Source organism: Bacteroidota bacterium, assembly GCA_016715945.1.
Classification (GTDB): domain Bacteria; phylum Bacteroidota; class Bacteroidia; order Bacteroidales; family F082; genus JALNZU01.
The window spans coordinates 2,324,594-2,345,946 of the sequence record JADJXJ010000001.1; the positions used below are offsets into that span (position 1 = coordinate 2,324,594).

The following is a 21,353-nucleotide window of genomic DNA, read 5'->3' on the forward strand; positions in this document are numbered from 1 at the left end:
CCAGGCAAAAATTTCATTTGCTGCAGCTTGATTTTTTTCATAAATTTACGCTTGCAATTGATCTGTTTACTGCAGGTTTCTCAGGCAAGAAAAGCAGGCAAAACGAGCTGATCAAGCCTCCGGACCGACCAAAAATTTTCAAACATGCCAGGCGAGTTATCATTATTACGCATATTACTTGAGCATTTTGAGAAAATTCTTTTTGTGCTTGAGGACGGACGCATTACTTATGCCAACAAGCTTGCCCGCGCCCTCCTTGGCATGGACAATGCGATTGGGGAAGTTGACTTCAGCTCCTTTGTGATTAACGATGAAAAGCTCGGAATTTGCAACTGCAACGAAGGCATCCAGGATCATGGGGAACTTCACCTGATGATGTTGCGGTTGGCCGATAAAACGGTCAGGCACTTCAGGTTGCTCAAAAAGCAGATTGAACACCAGGGTAAGTTGCTTGATTTTTACCAGGAATGCGATGTAGAAAATTGTGAGCTCAGGCTCGATTATGAGCGAGAGCGCAACGATGCGCTGCTCAACATGATTCCGGACCTGATGTTTTTGCTCGATGAGCAGCACCGCATCATCGAGTTTCATACGCTCGATTACAGCAGCTTGTACGACACCAGCCTCTCCTTTTTGGGCAAACCTTACACCGAAAGCATGCCCCCGCACACCCACGGGATCATCAGCAAGGCGCTGGAAGAAGCCCGCGAAAAAGGGGTTTCGGCTGGCGCACAATACTGGCTTGAGCAAAACGGTGAGGAGCGATGGTGGGAAATTTCCGTGCATTGCACAAACATTGGCGAAACCCTTCGCTATGTGGCAATGGCACGCGACATCACAAAAATCCGCCAAAGCTCCATGGCGCTGGCCGAAAGCGAAGCCCTTTTCCGCTCTGTGGCTGAGCAGGGTCGCGACGGATTGGTGGTTGCTGATAAAACCGGCAAGGTGGTGTACTGGAACCGCAGCATGGAAACCATCACCGGATTTGAGCGAAATGAAGTCGTTGGAAAACCCCTGGCCGAGATATTGTTCAGGCTGAGCAAAGAAGAACAGCAGAAGGTACCCGATGCCTACGAACAGCTCGAGGCGCGCATCGGCCGGATACTCCGCAAAGAAGAATTGCATTGGTTTGGCCAGCCAGCCGAGCAGGAAATCATGCGGCCCGACAACAACATCCGCCTGGTTTCGACCCTGATGTTTCCCATCGAGTTTGACAACCAGTACCTCATCGGCGCGTGGTTTTCCGACATCACCGAGCAACGCATGTCGGAACTCGCGCTTGTGGAAAGCGAGGCCTACATCAGGACATTGTTCTACGATTCCCCCGTGCCGGTATTGGTGGTGGAGTTGCCCGGGCTCACCATTTACGACCTCAACAAAGCAGCCATTGAAGCCTTTGGCGCAACAGACCGGGAAGCGCTTGAAGGCAAAGTGGTCAGTGATCTGCTGCCCAAGGATGAGAATTTGAGAAAAGAACAGGAAACAAAACTGCAGAAACTCATCGAAAACCAGTCCACCTCGGTCGAATGTCACTTCAGGCGCCTGGGAGGTGAGGTGTGGGATGCCCGCATTTATGCATTCAATATCTCACTTGTGGGCCGCGACCTCTTGCAACTGACCATCATCGACACCACTGCCCAGAACAAAGCCATGCAGGCGCTCTTCGAAAGCGAATCGCGCTACCGCGCTGTGGCCGAAAACGCCAATGCGGGCATCGGAATTTTCGATCTGGAGGAGCGGGTGGTATTTGCCAACGATACACTCGCGCAGATGTTCGGATACGAACGCGAAGAGTTCATCGGTAAGTCGATGGCGGAGTTTGTTTCGGACGAAACTTTCGAGCTATTTAGAAAAAAGACCTCCGAGCGCGAACGCGACAATATCGACCGCTACGAAGCCTGCATACACCACCGCGATGGCAGCATGCGCTATCTGTCAATATCGGCTTCGCCACTCTTTTCGGCCGACAGACAGCTCACCGGCACCCTGGGTGTACTCACCGACATCACCCATCAGAAACAAACCGAACAAAAACTTGTCGAAACCTCCGAACGCCTGCAAGCCATCCTGGCCTCCATGCCCGACATGATTTTCATCCACGACCGCAACGGAAAATACCTCGACCTTTTCATCAACAAAAAACTCTATCCCAACACAAAATATCACCCAAAAATCGGTCAGGAACTCAGCGAGGTATTCGAACCCGACACAGCAAAGAACATTTTGCTGGCCATCCGACAATGCCTCCAGAAGCAGGAAACAGTCGAAATTCAGTTCGAGTATATGGTTAACAACAACCTGCGGCACCTTCAGGCCCGTCTGTCTCCCATGGGCGAGGATTGGGTTGTTTCGGTGGTGCGCGATACCACCCTGCTTTACAACCTCGAAAAAGAAATCATCCACAACAACGAACTGCTCAGGGTGCTCACCCAGCTGGCCACACGTTTCATCAACCTGCCGGTGACAGAAATAGAATCGGAAATCAACAGGGCACTGGCCGAAATCGGGCAATTTGCCCAGGTGGACAGGGTGTATATCTTCGATTACGACTGGCAAGCCGATACCATGACCAACACCTATGAATGGTGTTCCGAAGGTACCACGCCCGAAATTGATAACCTCAAAGACCTTCCAAACAGTTTGCTGCCCGACTGGGTTGATTCGCACAAAAGCGGCCAGATGACCTATGTGCCGCGTGTCGACGACCTCGATCCGGAAGACAACCTGCGCAAGATACTTGAACCCCAGGGCATCAAATCGCTCATTACCATTCCGCTGATGGATGGGGAAAACTGTATGGGCTATGTGGGCTTCGACGCGGTGAAATCGGAGAGACACTTTACTGACTCCGAACTTTCGGTACTGCGCATCTTTGCCGAACTGCTCACCAACCTCAACATCCGGCAAAAAACAGAAAACACCCTGCACCAAAACAAACTCATGTTGCAAAAGCAAAACGAACAACTGCTTTTGCTCAACGAAAAACTCAAGCAGCAAAACGAAGAAATTCTGCAGAAAAACCGCGAACTCGACATCGAGCGCGAACGTGCCCTGGCCAGCGACAGGCTCAAAACTGCTTTCCTGAACAATGTGTCGCACGAGGTGCGCACCCCGCTGAACGGCATCGTGGGCTTTGCTCAATTTCTGACCGATGACAGCCTGAGCTCCGAGGAAAAACAGGAGTTTGTGAATGCACTCAACTCCAGCGTTTCCAGGCTCACCGATACCATCAACGACATCATGGACGCCTCCCTGATAATGTCGGGCAATGTAGTGGTGCACCACGAACATTTCGTGCTGGGCGATGTGCTTCAGGAAGTGTACCGCAAATACCAGTATGATGCCCGTACCAAAGGCCTGAAATTCATCATCAAGCCCGAACCAGGCAATGTGGCGGTGATCAGCGACCAGAACATGGTTAAGCGAATGTTGGATGAAGTGGTCGGCAATGCCATCAAATACACGCGCAAAGGCCAGGTTGTTTTCGGAGCCACACTGGGCGGGGGCAAAATCGTGCTCGAGGTTACCGACACCGGCAAAGGGATATCAGAGGAAGCATTGCCACGCATCTGGGAACCATTCATGCAGGAGGATGTCTCGACTACCCGTTCGTTCGAAGGCAGCGGTCTGGGCCTGACCATCGTAAAGGGATTTATCGACCTCCTGGGCGGCACAGTGGAAGTGGAATCAAAACCCGGAATGGGAACCACATTCCGCCTTATTGTCCCCGACCTGAATCCGGACAATGCAAACCTCTCAGCCCGGGCAAGCAAGCCCGAAACCAGCCTGGCCAAACCCAACATCCTGATTGCCGAAGATGAAGCCTTGAATGTGCTCTATCTGAAACGCGTGTTCCGGAACAAAGATTTCGTACTTCACTTTGCCGGCAACGGACAGGAAGCCCTCGAACTGGTGCAGCAACATCCGGACATCAACCTGGTTTTCATGGACATCAAAATGCCGGTGATGGATGGCCTCGAAGCTACCCGGCGCATCAAAGCCCTGAGGCCAGACCTGCCGATTGTAGCCGTGACGGCCTATGCCGCCAGCGAAGACCGGCATGCCTGCTTCGAAGCCGGTTGCGACGAATATATCTCCAAACCCTTTACCCCCGAAGAACTCGATGTGATGATCAGGCGTTACACCTCGGGCTCATTGTTGTAATCAAAAGAATCTCAATATGAAGTTTCAGCTGAACCCCATCGAATCGGACATCCTGCGCAGCCTGCCGGCAACCATCTTTGCCTACAGCTATTCATCATCCGATGGTGTAGCAACATTCTCCAGCCTCAACGAAGGCCTTGTCCCCCTGCTTGCACCAGGCCAGACCAATGAAGCTGCAAATCAGGTCTTTGCCTTTCTGAACCCAGAACAAACCAACAAATTGAAACAATCCCTGGCCACTGCCGGTGCAGGCGAACAATGGAGTTGCAACTTCCTGATTGATGTTTCGGGCCGAAAGCAGTGGATTGCGATTTCGGGCAAACACCTAAGCGCACATGAAGGGCAGATTGAAGGTTCCGGCTTTGCCACCCTGGCAGGCGACCAAATACTCGAGTTGGAAAAAAGCCGCGAAAAACTTGCTTCGCTCAACCAGCTCCACGACCTGATCATCAACTTTTCGACCTTGCTGGTGCAAGCCCGCCTCGAAGAAGTTGATCAGGCTGTAAATATCACCTTGAGCCGCCTGGGCGAATACGCCGAAGTCGATCGGGTGTACATCTTTGAATATGACCCCGTTGCAGATGTGGTCAACAACACCTACGAATGGTGCAGCCCCGGCACCAGCCCCGAAATTGACAACCTCCAGGGCGTCCCCTTTGAAGCCGTACCACGCTGGAAAGAAAAGTTCTCCCGCAACGAGTATGTGTATATCCCCCTGGTGAGCGAAATTGCGCCTGAATACCATGTGGAAAAAGAAATCCTTGAACCACAGGGAATTATCTCCCTGTTGGCGCTCCCTCTGTATTATGGTGAGCGGCTTTACGGTTTCATAGGTTTCGACTCGGTGAAGCGGCAAAGGGAATGGTCGGTCGAGCACATCAACCTCCTCCGTCTGGCAGGCGAAATTATTGCCGGAACCATCAACAGGGCACATTTCGAACGCAGCATCGTGGCAGCCCGAAAGGAAGCCGAAGAAGCCAACAAAGCCAAATCGGAATTTCTGGCCACCATGAGCCACGAGATCCGCACCCCAATGAATGCCATCCTGGGTTTCAGCGAGATACTGAGCAACAGCATCAACAGCCCGAAAGAAAAACAATACATCGATGCCATCCTCACCAGCGGGCGCACCCTGCTGGCGCTGATCAATGACATTCTCGACCTGTCGAAAATCGAATCGGGACAGATGCACATCATCGAAGAACCCGTGGATCTGCTCCGGCTCACCGATGAAATTGTCCAGCTTTTCCAGCCCAAAGTGGCCGAGAAAAATATTTACCTCCATATCGAAAAACCGGCCGAATTCCCGAAAGCCCTGCTCACCGATGAAGTGCGCATCCGGCAGGTGCTGTTCAACATCATCGGCAATGCGGTTAAGTTTACCCTGGAGGGCGGGGTGATGATAAGCCTGAATGCTACACGGACAAACGAGGGCAGCTTTTATGATGTAGAAATCAAAGTGCGCGATACCGGCATCGGCATTCCACCCGAAAAACTGGAACATATCTTCCAGTCGTTCTACCAGGTGGAAAGCGATGTGACACGCAAATTCGGAGGCACCGGCCTTGGGCTGGCCATTTCGCAAAAACTGATGCAACTGCTTGGAGGCAAAATCAGTGTGAAAAGCGAGCAAGGCCGGGGCAGCACATTTACGGTTGAATTGAAAGGCCTCGAAGAAACGGAATTTGCCGAACTGGCTGCAGACCAGCACGATTGGTCGGAAGAAAATGTGGAGTTCGATCATGCCCTTGTGCTGCTGGTGGACGATGTGGACTACAACCGCGAGCTGGTGAAGAAATACCTCGAAAATTACCACATCGACCTGCTGCAGGCTGTCAATGGCAAACAGGGTGTCGAAATTTGCCATCAGTACAAGCCACAACTGGTGCTCATGGACCTTCGAATGCCCGAAATGAATGGTTACGAAGCCACCGAAGCCCTGAAAAAAGACCCGGCCACAGCCCACATCCCGGTGATTGCTTTCACGGCCTCGTCGATGAAACACGACGAAGACAAAATCAGAGAACTGTTCGACGGGTATGTGCGCAAGCCTGTCACCCGCAACGAGATTGTGCGGGTGCTGAAAAAATTCCTTCCGTACCGCACACTCAGCGAACCAGTAATGGCAAGCGATGTGGCATTGCCTGACCTCGAGGCTGGTCAGGTCGGCCTATTCCTGAAAGCATTCTACGAAGCGCTTCACCCATTGCTGGAGGAGCTGCGCACCTTTATTGAACCTGATGCTGCCGAACAATTTGTACGCGACCTTGCTTTTTATGCAAGGCAATACAACATAAGTCATATGGTGGAACGCTCGGAACAACTGAAACAGGCGCTCGAAAGCTTCGATTTCGGGCAGTTCGACAAACTGCTGGGTATCATTGCCGGCGAAATCGCCATGATGACTGAACAATCAAACCACTGACCGGATGACAAACGAAAATAACGAACAGACTGTAATCTTAGCGGTTGACGACAATCCGCGCAATCTTCAGCTCATTTCGGCCCTGCTCAGCCAGTGCGGACATAAAGTAGTTGTGGTGAATTCGGGTGAGAACGCCCTGAAATATCTGGCACTCAAACAACCCGACCTTATTTTGCTCGACGTCATGATGCCAGGCATGAGCGGATACGATGTGATTGAGAAGATTCACAACAACCCTGAATGGCGCGAAATTCCGGTGATATTCCTCACTGCAAAGAACGAAATTGCCGACCTCGTGCAAGGCTTCCGATTGGGTGCGGTTGATTACATCACCAAACCATTTCGCAGCGAAGAGCTGCAGATGCGCATACGCACGCATCTCGAACTGATGGCAAACCGAAAGCTGCTCAAAAAGCAAAACGAGGAGCTCAACCGCCTGTATGCCGAACTCGAACAAAAAAACCAGACCATCAGCCAGGATGCAGTCCGGCTTACCAGAATTAACGCTGAAAAAGACCGTTTTTTCTCCATCATTGCACACGACCTGCGCGCGCCCATTGCAGGATTCCTGGCTGTGACCGAGGTATTGCATCAAAACATTCAGCATATGAATCCCGACGAGGCCGGTCTCTTTATCAAAACCATGGCCGACTCGGCACGCGAGCTCAACACCCTGCTCGAAAACCTGCTGCAATGGTCGCAGATGCAGCTTGGCAGCCTGCAACCAAATCCCGAAAGTTTCGACATCCACCTGGCAGTGGCCGATGCGCTCAAGGTGCTTTCGGCTGCCGCTGCCCAGAAACAACTTCAGGTAGAAAACGAATTGCCTCAGGGGCTGATGGTATTTGCCGACCGGCAGATGATTGTCACCATCATGCGCAACCTGCTGAGCAATGCCATCAAATTCACCCCCCGTGGTGGCAGGATCAGGATACACATGGTCGGGACAATCGAGAAAAAAGTGGATGTTGCCGTAAGCGATACTGGTATCGGCATGTCTGCCCAGATGGTTGAACAACTGTTCAGGCTCGATGCCAAGGTTTCGCGCAAAGGCACCGAAGGTGAGTCCAGCTCGGGTTTGGGGCTCATCCTGTGTCACGATCTGGCATTGCGCAACAATGCCGGGCTGAGCGTTGAGAGTGAAACAGGCAAAGGAACCACCTTTACCCTGAGTTTGCCTGCCTCTGAGGCATGAGTATTGCCCCCGCTGGTTTATTTACTACCTTCGTCCCGATTGCACCAAGGATTTTGCCATGCAACCGGGATTGCTGTACCGATTTCTGAAACTGTATCTGCCTTTCGTCTTCCGGATATATTACCGCCGTTTTGTGATTCAGGGCCTGGAGCATGTGCCCGCCGGCGGCCCACTGATTTTTGCCGTTAACCACCAGAACGCGTTCATGGATGCCATAGTGGTTGCCGCCTCAAGCCGGCGCAACCCATGGTTTCTTACACGTGCAAGTGTATTTGCCAGCCCGGTGGCCCGCTATTGGCTCAACAAGCTGCAGATGATCCCCATCTATCGCTTCCGCGACGGCATGGCGGCCATGAAACGCAACGACGAGACCCTCGAAACATGCAGCCGTTTGTTGCAACAAAACCAATGCATCCTGATCTTCCCCGAAGGCAACCACGACGGACGCTGGTCGCTCCGGCCCCTGCAGAAAGGACTGGCACGCATCGTGTTCGACACCATTGAAAAATCGGGCGGCACTTGCAAACCATTGATTGTGCCCGTGGGATTGCAATACGAAAATATCTTTGCTTCGTGGTCCGACCTGCTGATCAGTTTTGGTGCGCCCATCGATGCTTATGAATATTACGGGCTGTATCAGTCCGATCCCGGCAAAGCCTATTCCGGCCTGATGGAAGAGGTGCGCAAGGGCATTGCCCACCTGATGGTGGATATTCAGCCAATGGGCGAATATGAAGCAAGGCGTGAGGACATGCTCAACCGCCAGGGCCGCGAAACATCGCTGCCCGAAAGACTGGCGGGCGACCAGCGTTTCCTGGAAAAGTGGCAGAAAGGCAGCCTGGGAGAGAAAAAAGCCCGGAAGCAGTCGTTGCGTCCGCTCTTTTGCCCGCTCTCGGCGCTCATGCTCCTGCCGCATCTGCCGGCCATCTGGATGATCAGGATGATTGTCAATGCCATAGTGAAAGATCCGCACTGGACTTCATCCATTCGTGTGGCCGCCCTGGCTTTCGGTGCCCCTTTGGTTTATGCTGCCTTGCTGGTGGTGATGTCGCAGTATTTTGAAGGCTGGCTCTGGCTGCCTGTGGGCATTGCCCTGCTTTTCGTTAGCGGCTGGTTAGGTCTGGAGTTTCGCCACAGGTGCCGTGGCTCAGCCCTTTGAGGCAATCCAGGAAGCATTCTCGGTTTCGCGGAATACCAACAGCGGCACGTCGGCCGAAAACAACAGCTTGCGCGTAAGACTTGGCCTGAGCAGCTGCTCAATGAGGTTGCGCTTGCGCGAAATCAAGGCCAGCACATCGATCTGCTTTTCCATGACAAATTGCTTCAAACCTTCGAGCGCATCGGCACTTTCGATGAGTCCGCATTCAATTTCCACATCCGTGATGGCCTCAGCAAAATAATCGCGCAGCTTTTTCATCCTCAGGCTGTCGAGCGCAAGGCTATCGTCGGGATGGAGGTGAACACAATAAATCTTAACTTTAAAAGGACGTGCAAAAGCCACAAGCCGGTGGATGGCCTGCAGGTCGTTTTCGTCGAAACGTGTCAGGTAAGCCACGTTGCGTGGTGCGCTGAAATTGGAGGTATCGTATCCCCAGGGCACCGCCAGCACCGGCACCGGGCATTTCTCGATGAGCCGGGCCGTAGTGCTTCCCAGCAGAGCCAGGCCCTCACGCCTGGTGCCATGCGTTCCCATAACTACTGTACCAGGTTGATATTCTGCTATATAGTCAAGGATGCTTTCGATTGGCCCTCCCCTGACCAGGTCGTAATCCACCTTTACCCCACGCATCTTTTCGTCGCGTATGCGTTTGCGCAGTTCGGTGGCCAGGTCTTCAATCTGCGCCTGTGCCTGTTGTTCCTGCTCGCGCAGCAGCTCTTCCACATTGAGCTGGTAGGCATACATTTCGTTGAACACAAAACCCTGGTTGGCGGCGTTGAACCAGGCATTGAGCAACATCACCTCGGCTTTAAGCGTACGGGCAAGGTCGAGGGCATAATGGGCTGCCTTGACGCTCAGCTCCGAAAAATCAACCGGAACCAGGATGCGCCTCAGGCCCCGCATCTTGCGCACAATGGCCTCTTTCTGGATGCCCGTAGCCTCACGAAGCTCATCAAGCAACTCGTACGCCAACTGCGCATCAGCTTCGGGAATGTTCAGGTCAACCCCCACCTCGGGCTGATAGATGTGTGTGATATAGCTCTGCACCCCTTCCATCTCGAGCCGCATCTTAAGCAGCAAAGCCCGGCTGTAGCTGAGGTTGCGAATCACAACAAACTGTTCCTTTTGTTCGTTCACGGTTGTTTGCGGATGATTCTCGTTCATAAGCTTTGATTGATTTTTAAAGTCGTCCGGCCACACAGCCCGCTGCATGGCCCTGTTGTTTGGATTTGCAAAATAAAATTACGCATTTCGCGGGGCGGATGCAAGTTTGCGGGCGTGTTTTTCAATGCGGTGAACCATAATTTTCGGGCCAGCCCCGGGCTTTAAACCAGAGTTTAAGTTTCGACGCAAAGAGAAATTTTTGCCAATGGCCGGATCATGCAGGTCGTTTCGCCACACGAGCCGGTATAATTCGTATCTTTGCCGGCTCAAAAAAGCTGAAAATGAGCGCAAAACAAAAATCTGACCGCCTGCCGGGCGAGAAAAGACCACGCATTCCGGGCGAGGCCAAATTATCTGAAATCAAGTCGTCGCGGCCAGGGAAGTCGGTGCAGTCACGCCAGGGCAACCGGAAGGATAGCAGCAGGCAATACGAATCAGGGGCACCCAAAGCTGCAGGAGACTATCGTCAGAAAAAGTATCGTTCGACGGGTGACGAACCTGCTGCGGGCAAGCGCGGGGAGTCGCATCGGACGGGCAGATATGCACCAAAACCGGGCCAGCCGGACGAACACAGGCCGGAATCCCGCGGTGGCAGGCCTGCTACCGGTTATGGTAGGGATCGTGCAGCACGCGACAATGCAGCTGAAGACCAGAAAAGCTATAAGCGAAGTGCAAAGCCTGAAAGAGCCGACGGACCTTCATATGCCCAAAAGCGCGACAACAGGTATGCAGGGGGCGAGCGAAACGCGCGGCCGAAAGGCCGTCCGGCAAAAAACAAGCCGCTGACCGAAGGCCTCGAGCGCAAAGACAAGCAAACCATCATCCGGCTCAACAAATACCTGGCCGATGCTGGCATCTGCTCGCGCCGCGAAGCCGACAAATACATCCAGGCCGGTGTGGTCAAGGTGAACGACAAGGTAGTAACCGAATTGGGTTCGCGCGTCAGCATACACGACAAAGTTGAGTTCGAAGGCCAGGTGTTGCGCCGCGAAAAACTGCGCTATGTGCTGCTCAACAAACCCAAAGGCTACATCACCACCTCCGACGACCCCTACGAGCGCAAAACCGTGATGGAGCTGGTGGCCGGCGCCTGCGAAGAACGCATCTATCCGGTGGGAAGGCTCGACCGCAACACCACAGGCCTGTTGCTGCTTACCAACGATGGAGAGCTCGCCAAAGCACTCACCCATCCCTCGCATGGCGCCAGAAAACTCTACCACGTGTGGCTCGACAAACCCCTCACCCGTGCCGACCTGCGTAAAATTGCCGAAGGCGTGGAGCTTGAGGACGGAAAAGTGGAAGTGGATGCAGTGGACTATGTGGCTGAAGATGAAACACATAAACAGGTAGGCATCGAACTGCACTCGGGACGCAACCGGGTGGTGAGGAGGCTCTTCGAACACCTGGGTTATGAAGTGGTCAAACTCGACCGGCCCATGTTTGCCGGACTTACCAAACTCAAACTCAGCCGGGGTCACTGGCGTTTTCTTACGCCCGCCGAAATCAGCATGCTCAAGCGCATCCGTTAACACAGCGCATACAGGCCAACTGCCTTAAACTGCCTTTTTTCATACCTTTGCAGCCAATTTTCCGGATTCGCAGCCCGAAAAAACATGCAGCCTATGACGCTGAAATACAGAGAATACAAACAACTCGACCTGAATGCCACAGGCAAAGAAATACGGGCCTGGTGGGAACAGAACGACATCTTCCGTAAGACGCTGGAAAACAGAAAAGATGGCAAACCCTTCGTCTTTTACGAAGGCCCGCCCTCGGCCAATGGCGTACCCGGCATTCACCACGTGATGGCCCGCGCCATCAAAGACATCTTTTGCCGCTATCAAACCCAGAAAGGCAGGCTCGTTGAGCGCAAAGCCGGATGGGATACCCACGGCCTTCCCGTCGAAATCGGCGTCGAAAAAAGCCTGGGCATCACCAAGGAAGACATCGGCAAAACCATCAGCGTCGAAGACTACAACAAAGCCTGCCGCTCGGAGGTGATGAAATATAAAGACCTCTGGGACGAGCTCACCCGCATGATGGGCTACTGGGTGGATCTGGAAAACCCTTACATCACCTTCGACAACAAATACATCGAAAGCGTCTGGTACCTCCTTTCGAAACTTTTCGAAAAAGGACTGCTCTACAAGGGCTATACCATTCAGCCTTACTCCCCTGCTGCCGGCACCGGACTGAGCACACACGAGCTCAACCAGCCAGGCTGCTACCGCGATGTAAAAGACACCTCGGTGACCGCTCAGTTTGAGCTCGAACCCCATGAGCGCCTGAACAGCCTGCCAGATGCCGGCTTGCCACTGTATATCCTGGCCTGGACCACCACACCCTGGACCCTGCCCTCGAACACCGCCCTGGCCGTTGGACCGGACATCGAATACGTGCTGGTCAAGACCTATAACCCCTACACCGGACAACCCATTCGGGTAATCCTGGCCAAAGACCTGGCTGGCAATTACTTTGACGACAGAATGGCTGAGGCCGACTTCGAGTCATACAAACCCGGCGACAAAAAGTTACCCTACCGCATCCTGCACACCTTCAATGGATTGTGGCTCGAAGGGCTGCGCTACAAGCAACTTATCCCCTGGGTGAAGCCCATGGGCGACGCCTTCAGGGTGATCGCCGGCGACTTTGTGACCACTGCCGATGGTACTGGCATCGTGCACATTGCCCCCACCTTTGGCGCCGACGACGACAGGGTGGCCAAGGCTTCGGGAATTGTACCCCTGCTTCTCATCGACCGCGACGGACAAAAACGACCCATGGTTGACCTCCGGGGCAGGTTTTACCCCATTGAAGACCTGGACGCAGACTTTGTCAGAAACCAAGTCAACACACAGGCTTACAGCGAGTTTGCCGGCAGGTTTGTAAAAAACGAATACGACCCCGAACTCGCACCTGATGCACCCACCCTCGACGTGGACCTCTCGGTCATGCTCAAAAAAGATGGCAAAGCCTTCCGCATCGAAAAATATGTGCACAGCTATCCCCATTGCTGGCGCACCGACAAACCCGTGCTCTACTACCCCCTCGACAGCTGGTTTATCCGCACCACGGCATTTCGCCAGCGCATGCTCGAGCTCAATGCCACCATCAACTGGAAACCCAAAGCCACAGGTGAAGGCCGTTTCGGCAACTGGCTCGAAAACCTGGTGGACTGGAACCTCTCGCGCTCGCGCTTCTGGGGTGTGCCCCTGCCCATCTGGATGACTGAAGACAAAACCGAACAACGCTGCATCGGCTCGGTGGCCGAACTCAAAAAAGCCATTGACCAGGCCGTGGCTGCCGGCTTTATGGAAAGTAACCCGCTGGCCGCTTTTGCCGAAGGCGACAACAGCAGCGAAAACTATAACCTGTTCGATCTGCACCGGCCTTATGTGGACAGAGTGGTGCTGTGCTCACCATCGGGCAAACCCATGTATCGCGAACCCGACCTCATCGACGTGTGGTTCGACTCGGGTGCCATGCCCTATGCCCAGTTCCACTACCCCTTCGAAGCTGCCGAACAATTCGACAGGTACTTCCCCGCCGACTTCATCGCCGAAGGTGTTGACCAGACACGCGGCTGGTTTTTCACCCTGCACGCCATTGCCGTCATGCTGTTCGACTCGGTTGCCTTCCGGACTGTGGTCTCCAACGGATTGGTGCTCGACAAAAACGGCAATAAAATGTCCAAACGACTGGGCAATGCCATCGACCCCTTCGAAACCATCGAAAAATACGGCCCCGATGCCACCAGGTGGTACATGATCACCAACTCCCAGCCCTGGGACAACCTCAAATTCGACCTGGGTGGCGTGGACGAAGTGAGGCGCAAATTCTTCGGCACCCTTTACAATACCTATGCATTTTTTGCGCTCTATGCCAACATCGACGGCTTCCGTTATGCCGAAGCCGAAGTGCCACACGATGAGCGCCCCGAAATTGACCGATGGATCCTGTCGTCGCTCAACACCCTGATAAAAACTGTGGACGAAGCCTATGCCCAATACGAACCCACCCGTGCCGGACGTGCCATTCAGGACTTTGTGGACGAAAACCTGAGCAACTGGTATGTGCGCCTCTCGCGCCGCCGGTTCTGGAAAGGACAATACACCACCGATAAGATTTCGGCTTATCAAACCCTTTACACCTGTCTGGAAACCATCGCCATGCTGGCTGCCCCCATAGCGCCATTCTTCTCCGAGCAGCTCTACCGCGACCTCAACCAGGTTTCGCAACGCAATGCAGCCATCTCGGTGCACCTGACCGACTTCCCTCAAGCCAACGAAACCCTCATCGACACCGACCTGGAAGAACGCATGGCTATGGCACAACACTTCTCGTCGATGATTCTCTCGCTGCGCAAAAAAGCCAACATCAGGGTGCGCCAGCCCCTGCAATCCATCATGATTCCGGTGGCCGATGCAAAGATGAAGGCACAACTGCAGGCCGTCGAAAACCTCATCCTTTCCGAAGTCAATGTGAAAGAGGTGATCTACCTGGAAGGCGACAACAGCGTGCTCATCAAACGCGTCAAACCCAACTTCAAAACACTGGGGCCACGCTACGGCAAACTGATGAAAGACATTGCCGTGCTGCTCACCGGCCTGTCGCAATACGACATCCGCAGGCTTGAACAACAGGGCAGGCTGCACCTGCATGTTGGAGAACAGGAAGTTGAGGTAGGACTGGAAGATGTGGACATCATCACCGAAGATATCCCTGGCTGGACGGTGGCCACTGCCGACGGCCTTACCGTGGCCCTCGATATGGGCATCAGCCCCGAGCTTTACCGCGAAGGACTGGCCCGCGAACTGGTCAACAGGGTGCAAAACCTTCGCAAAGACCGCGGATTCGACGTAACCGACCACATCATCCTGAAAGTGGACGGCAGTGAGGAGCTGTCGGAAGCTGTCAAGGAGTGTGCAACATACATCAGCACCGAAACCCTGTCGGAAATTCGCTGGGAAACGGGCCTGGCAGGCGATGAGGTGTTCGATACGGAACTTACCGACGAGGTCAGCGCCCGTATCCATGTGCAGAAAATCGGCTGAGATTCGGCCGAAACCGCGTGCCGATGACAAAAATGCATTATATTTATACCGGTTTCACGCGTTGAACCCGGAGATACAGTTTAGATTGGACACTAACACTTACCGCTATGAAAGAGAAGGAAAAAATCGAGCAGGCCGAGGTAAACAAAACCCGCTACTCGGACGAGGAACTGGAAGAATTCAAGGAAATCATACTGAAAAAGCTCGAAAAAGCCCGGGCCGACCTTAAATTGCTTACCGAAGCCCTGAGTGCCGATGGCGAAAACGGCACCAACGACACTTCGCCTACCTTCAAAGTGCTCGAGGAAGGATATCAGGTGCTCTCGAAAGAGGAAAACGGACGCCTGGCTGCACGTCAGCAAAAATTTATCCAGAACCTCGAGAACGCACTTATCCGCATCGAAAACAAAACCTATGGCATCTGCCGGGCCACAGGTAAACTCATTGCCAAAGAACGCCTCCGCATCGTGCCACACGCTACCCTGAGCATCGAAGCCAAACTTCAGCAAGGCAACAAGTGAAAATATTATATCTGAAAAGAAACCGCAACTCCCCGGTCAGACCCTGGCCGGGGTTTAATGTAATGTGTTGATTCCCGAAAATGAAAAAACCTCTCTTCATCATCTTGCTGGTGCTGCTTGCCGACCAGGCCCTGAAGTTCTACATCAAGCTCAATATGACCATGGGCGAGGAGATTCCCGTGCTGGGCAACTGGTTTGTGCTTCACTTTACCGAAAATCCGGGTATGGCTTTCGGGCTGCAGTTTGCCGGCGAGTGGGGCAAGCTGATTCTCAGCCTGTTTCGCATTGCTGCTGCCTTCGCCATTGGATATTATTTATGGCGCCTCACCCAGAAACAAACCCCTTTTGGTCCTGTTCTGGGCATCTCGCTCATCCTGGCAGGCGCCCTGGGCAACATCATCGACAGCTGCTTTTATGGCCTCATTTTCAGCGAAAGCACCTGGCACACCGTTGCCACATTTCTGCCCGAGGGCGGTGGGTATGCCGGCTTTCTGCACGGACATGTGGTGGATATGTTCTATTTTCCAATCATCATGATTCAAAAAGCACAAGCGCCTTCCTGGATGCCCGGCTTTTTGTTCGGACCGGATGATTATTTCATTTTTTTCCGGCCGGTATTCAATATCGCCGATGCTTCCATCACTACGGGTGTGCTTTGGCTGCTCCTCTTTGAACGCAAATTTCTGCGGGGATTGTAAAAAATATTTAACAACAGGCTGAATTATAGCCACAAGGCTTGTTGAGCTGTTTTTTTATTCCGAGCCAATTAACTACTTTTGCAGCTTACAAAATGACCAGGCTATTTCGATGAACACACAACAAAAAGGACGCATCTCGCAGATCATTGGTCCCGTGGTGGACGTAAGCTTTGACCATGGCGCAACACTTCCAAATCTTTACGAAGCATTAGAGGTGACGCGCGACAATGGCGAAAAACTCATCCTCGAAGTGCAGCAGGATATTGGAGAAAACACCGTGCGCGCCATTGCCATGGACTCGACCGATGGTTTGCGTCGCAACATGGAAGTAAGGGCCCTTGGTGCACCAATTTCGATGCCTGCCAGCGAAGATGTAAAAGGCAGGTTGTTCAATGTGATTGGCGAACCCATCGACGGGCTGAAACCCGTGCAGGCAAAAAAACGCAACAGCATACACCGCAAGCCGCCAAAATTCGAAAATCTCAGCACACAAACCGAAGTGCTCTATACCGGCATTAAAGTCATCGACCTGATTGAGCCTTACGCCAAAGGTGGCAAGGTTGGACTGTTTGGCGGTGCAGGTGTAGGCAAAACGGTGATCATCATGGAGCTGATCAACAACATTGCCAAGACCTATTCAGGTATGTCGGTATTTGCCGGTGTGGGTGAGCGTACGCGCGAAGGCAACGACCTCCTGCGCGAGATGATTGAGTCGGGTGTAATCAAATACGGCCCTGAGTTTTTACACAGCATGGAAGCCGGCAGCTGGGACCTGAGCAAGGTGGACTACAATCAACTCAAAGAATCGCAGGCCACGCTGGTTTTCGGACAGATGAACGAACCCCCGGGAGCACGTGCCCGTGTAGCCCTGAGCGGACTTACCATGGCCGAATATTTCCGTGATGGCGAAGACGAAGCCGACGGACGCGACATCCTGTTCTTTATCGATAACATTTTCCGTTTTACTCAGGCAGGCTCCGAAGTTTCGGCATTGCTTGGCCGCATGCCTTCGGCCGTAGGTTATCAGCCCACCCTGGCCACCGAAATGGGAATCATGCAGGAACGCATCACCTCCACCAAACGCGGATCCATTACCTCGGTTCAGGCAGTTTACGTGCCTGCCGACGACCTCACCGACCCCGCCCCGGCCACCACATTCTCGCACCTTGATGCAACCACCGTACTCAACCGTAAGATAGCCGAGCTGGGAATTTACCCCGCTGTTGACCCCCTCGACTCCACCTCGCGCATCCTCACCCCCGACATTGTGGGCGAAGCACACTACAAAACCGCCCAGCGCGTGAAAAATATCCTGCAACGCTACAAAGAACTGCAGGACATCATCGCCATCCTGGGTATGGATGAGCTTTCGGAAGAGGACAAACTCATTGTGCACCGTGCGCGACGTGTGCAGCGCTTCCTCTCGCAGCCCTTCCATGTGGCCGAACAGTTTACGGGTATCCCCGGCTGTGTGGTCTCAATTGACGATACCATTAAAGGTTTCAACATGATCATGGACGGCGAAGTGGACGAATACCCCGAAGCTGCCTTCAACCTGGTAGGAACCATTGAAGAAGCCATCGAAAAGGGTAAAAAACTGTTGGCCGAAAGCAAAGCATAACCAACAACCACCCACGCATGAAACTGGAAATCATCACCCCCGAAACCACAATCTTTTCAGGCGAGGTACAATTGGTGCAGCTGCCAGGACCCGATGGCCTGTTCGAAATCCTGCACAACCATGCTCCCATGATTGCCGCCTTAGGTAAGGGCCGGGTGAAAATTATTACAACCACCGATAAATCAACCGAATATTTCGAAATCAAAGGTGGTGTGCTCGAAGTGAAAAAAAACAAAATCATCGTTCTGGCCGACTGACACATCAACTTACCGGCAATCGGACTACAGTTCAGATATCGATAAAGCCTCCAGCTCAGGGGGCTTTTTCTTTTCAGCCCCCCGCTAACGCCCCGCTACCGCACGATTCCACCGTGCAGTAACGAATAAAACACCCCCACCCCCCTGCTGTACTGCCCGAATCCGTTTTTGCTGCTGTAAAAACCACGTTGTATTGTCCTGTTTTTCAGCACATTGAAAAAATGTTGAAAAAAAGTCCAAAATTTTTGATGCGATTTTGGCATTGAGTGGTACTAATAGGCGTAAAAAAGGAACAATGCCCGAAGCAAAAAGGCACATAGTGCCCCCCCGCAAAAAGCAAGCATTTGCTGCATGGGCAGCAGGGTCAGGCCATAGGCTATGGTCATGGAAACGCTTTTACACAGCTGTTTTGTACGCAATATTTGCCCTATTATACCACAAAACACATTTTTTGGCTGGGCAAGAATAAGTTCGACTGAGGTGGGCCTGGATATGCAAGCTCCGGGCCATCCATATCGTAGCCACTCAAAGTCGAACAACAGGGTGAGAATCCAAAATAAATTATGAACTTTAACCAGTTATTTAACATGATAAAAAAACTTTTCATACCAACAATGCTTATTGTTATGGTGCTTGCGCTATCGTGCAAAAAAGACCATCCGGTTCAGGAAAAACAAAGCCACATCCAGCAATATACCCCCGAGGCTATGGCCATTTGGCAGAAGCTTAACAGTTAAATTACACAGCGTACTCAGCAGCGTCAAACGGTGAACCTCGAGACAGCCTCAGCTACTTTTTATTAAATATATGATTACTATTGACCTTTATCCTATGAAAAAGATTTTTAACACACTTTTATTAATCCTTGCTCTGGGCGCTTCAAATGCGCATGGTCAAGGGCAGTTTACCCTGCAAACCGACACTGTTTGGGTGGCCGATACGGTTAAAATTCACCAAAACATGGTTGTGCCGGCAGGCCTTACTTTAAGCATACAGGCGGGGGTTGTAGTCGAATTTCAAGGCAATTACAGCATTGATGTTTATGGTAAACTCATGGCCATTGGCACGCCTGCAAACAGGATACTTTTCACCGTGAGCGACACCACTATGTTTGCCGACACAACCACCCTGAGTGGCGGATGGGGTGGTTTGCGCTTTCTGCAGAACCAAACCGATACTTCAGTCTTAAGCTATTGCAGCTTCAAATATGGCAAGGCTGTTGTTCCGGGTGCTTTTTGGTTTCTTGGAGGCGAGGACAACAAAGGTGGCGCTGTGTATGCCAATGGCTACAAAAGCCTGGTTATTTCAAAATCGCTCTTCGAAAGAAACCATGCCAACTATTATGGAGGCGCTATTTATGTAAAAAATATGCAAAAGTTTGTACTTACCGATAACATCTTCAGGCGAAACAGTACCTATGATAGCGGAGGTGCAGTTTCAGCAGAACAATCCAGCTTTTGGATAGAGGGCAATCTTTTTCAACACAATATAGCTATGAATGTTACTGAGACTATTTGGGGGCCAATGGGATCAGGAAGAGGTGGAGGATTTTGTGCTCATATGGGTACCACGGGAACAATTATCAGCAACAAATTTTTTAACAACATAAGTGTAAATGGGGCATTGTATGAAACTGCCTATAAGGTTTCGGTGGTTAACAACCTTATTGCAAACAACCTGGCCACTGGTTTATTTAACGGTCATGGATATGGCATCTCAAGGTATCTTAACAATACTGTAGTCAACAATAATTATTATACACCAGGAACTCCAGGTATCTTCTATGAAAGCCCGCATTTAACCATGCGTAATAATATTATTCAAGGCAACACATCAAGCTTTGGAGAACCTTTTCAGATTTGGACAGTTAATTCCCAATTCGTTAACCTTTCCTATTCCTGCATTGCCGATCCTCCTGTTTATTACTATGGCGAGGGCAATACTGCCGGGCCGCCCCTGTTTGTGAATCCCACACAGGGCTCGGGGCTGGGCTACGATGGCTCCCTGGCCGATTGGTCGCTGATGGATAACTCGCCCTGCGTGAATGCCGGCACACCCGATACCACAGGGCTTGGCTTGCCCGCCACCGACCTTTTGGGCAATCCGCGTATTTTCGGTGGCCGCATTGATATGGGTGCCATCGAAAACCAACACGTGGTGGTGGCTCTGCCCCAAAACCCGCTGGTAAATGCACGTGTGCAGGTTTATCCCAATCCTTTTCGTGGCAGCCCGCGTATTGTGGTCAACGATGCCTCGCGCCTCAGCAGTATGGAGCTCTACAACCAAAAGGGGCAACTGATGGGCAAAATTGAACTGTCAATGCTTAACAATGGGGCGATTTACGAGCTGTCGAAGCTCCCGAACGGCCTCTACCTGCTGCGTACCCGCTTTGATGATGGCAGCATCGAAACCACAAAGCTTATCAAAGAATAAATGTAGCTGGCCAGGGTGTGTATTGTGAAATATCCAGATTGTGTAATCGCAATTGCAGGCACGATAATGGTGGACTCATTTTCAGGAATGCAGCCTGTTCTGTTTTGGTTGGCCGCCTGGATTAATAAGTTTATCATTTGATTGTTAAATCAATATGACAAATAATGACAAGAAAAACTCAACCATTGATAGGTTTGAAAACAGGACTTACAGGGGTATTTATATCACTTCCAATAAATGTCGTATTCATCTGCTTATCAATTAGTTATGAACTTACGTTAATGGTTGTTTTATGGTCTGTTATATTTGGCATGACTTTCCTGAGCGGTATAGTGATCTTGCGCAGGATATTCCAAAAAGAAAGTGTATCAGAAAATGATTCCAAGCAGAAGTCTTCACAATTATAGATTGTTGTTTTCAGATATAAAGTCCCAGCTTCGGGCGGCGGTTGTACCGCCGCCCGGCTTAATTCGCCGGATTCCGCACGATTGTATCGTGTGGTAACGAATAGAACACCCCCCACCCCCCTGCTGTACTGCCCGAATCCGTTTTTGCTGCTGTAAAAACCACGTTGTATTGTCCTGTTTTTCAGCACATTGAAAAAATGTTGAAAAAAAGTCCAAAATTTTTGATGCGATTTTGGCATTGAGTGGTACTAATAG

12 protein-coding genes are annotated in these 21,353 nt (G+C 51.9%); 11 read left to right on the top strand and 1 reads right to left on the bottom strand.

The genetic code is table 11. The features are described 5' to 3' along the window. Window positions 1-144: 144 nt before the first annotated feature. From IPM52_09130 to IPM52_09145, 4 genes are read left to right on the top strand one after another with little or no spacing between them, the layout of a single operon-like run. Window positions 145-4,164: a PAS domain S-box protein gene (locus IPM52_09130; protein ID MBK9291773.1), complete on the top strand. Its 4,020-nt coding sequence runs from the start codon at window positions 145-147 to the stop codon at window positions 4,162-4,164. Between the two features lie 16 nt (window positions 4,165-4,180). Beyond that, window positions 4,181-6,589, top strand: a complete 2,409-nt coding sequence (locus IPM52_09135; protein ID MBK9291774.1) for a response regulator — start codon at window positions 4,181-4,183, stop codon at window positions 6,587-6,589. Window positions 6,590-6,593: 4 nt separating this feature from the next. Further along, window positions 6,594-7,784 carry a hybrid sensor histidine kinase/response regulator gene (locus tag IPM52_09140; protein ID MBK9291775.1) on the top strand — a complete coding sequence of 397 codons (1,191 nt, stop codon included), beginning with the start codon at window positions 6,594-6,596 and terminating at the stop codon, window positions 7,782-7,784. A 58-nt stretch (window positions 7,785-7,842) separates the two neighbouring features. Further along, entirely contained in the window at window positions 7,843-8,943 is a 1,101-nt protein-coding gene (locus IPM52_09145; GenBank protein ID MBK9291776.1) for a 1-acyl-sn-glycerol-3-phosphate acyltransferase, read from the top strand. Here the strand turns inward: IPM52_09145 and IPM52_09150 are convergent. Then, entirely contained in the window at window positions 8,932-10,107 is a 1,176-nt protein-coding gene (locus IPM52_09150; protein MBK9291777.1) for a universal stress protein, read from the bottom strand. The genes IPM52_09145 and IPM52_09150 overlap by 12 nt on opposite strands. 281 nt (window positions 10,108-10,388) lie before the next feature. Between IPM52_09150 and IPM52_09155 the strand changes: the two genes are divergently transcribed. The 7 genes from IPM52_09155 to IPM52_09185 all read left to right on the top strand — a co-directional run bounded on the left by IPM52_09155 (window position 10,389) and on the right by IPM52_09185 (window position 20,691). Continuing rightward, complete coding sequence (locus tag IPM52_09155; GenBank protein MBK9291778.1) at window positions 10,389-11,636, top strand: pseudouridine synthase; 1,248 nt, start codon at window positions 10,389-10,391, stop codon at window positions 11,634-11,636. A gap of 93 nt (window positions 11,637-11,729) precedes the next feature. Then, a complete protein-coding gene (locus IPM52_09160) occupies window positions 11,730-15,161 on the top strand; it encodes an isoleucine--tRNA ligase (protein ID MBK9291779.1) in 3,432 nt (1,143 codons plus the stop codon). Between the two features lie 107 nt (window positions 15,162-15,268). Continuing rightward, on the top strand, window positions 15,269-15,682 hold the full coding sequence (locus IPM52_09165) for a TraR/DksA C4-type zinc finger protein (GenBank protein MBK9291780.1): 414 nt from the start codon (window positions 15,269-15,271) through the stop codon (window positions 15,680-15,682). A gap of 80 nt (window positions 15,683-15,762) precedes the next feature. After that, window positions 15,763-16,380, top strand: coding sequence for a lipoprotein signal peptidase (locus IPM52_09170; protein MBK9291781.1), 618 nt, complete (start codon window positions 15,763-15,765; stop codon window positions 16,378-16,380). 109 nt (window positions 16,381-16,489) lie between these two features. Beyond that, window positions 16,490-18,001 carry a F0F1 ATP synthase subunit beta gene (gene atpD / locus IPM52_09175; protein ID MBK9291782.1) on the top strand — a complete coding sequence of 504 codons (1,512 nt, stop codon included), beginning with the start codon at window positions 16,490-16,492 and terminating at the stop codon, window positions 17,999-18,001. 17 nt (window positions 18,002-18,018) lie between these two features. After that, window positions 18,019-18,258 carry an ATP synthase F1 subunit epsilon gene (atpC, locus tag IPM52_09180; GenBank protein MBK9291783.1) on the top strand — a complete coding sequence of 80 codons (240 nt, stop codon included), beginning with the start codon at window positions 18,019-18,021 and terminating at the stop codon, window positions 18,256-18,258. An 831-nt stretch (window positions 18,259-19,089) separates the two neighbouring features. Further along, a complete protein-coding gene (locus IPM52_09185; protein ID MBK9291784.1) occupies window positions 19,090-20,691 on the top strand; it encodes a T9SS type A sorting domain-containing protein in 1,602 nt (533 codons plus the stop codon). Window positions 20,692-21,353: the final 662 nt, after the last annotated feature.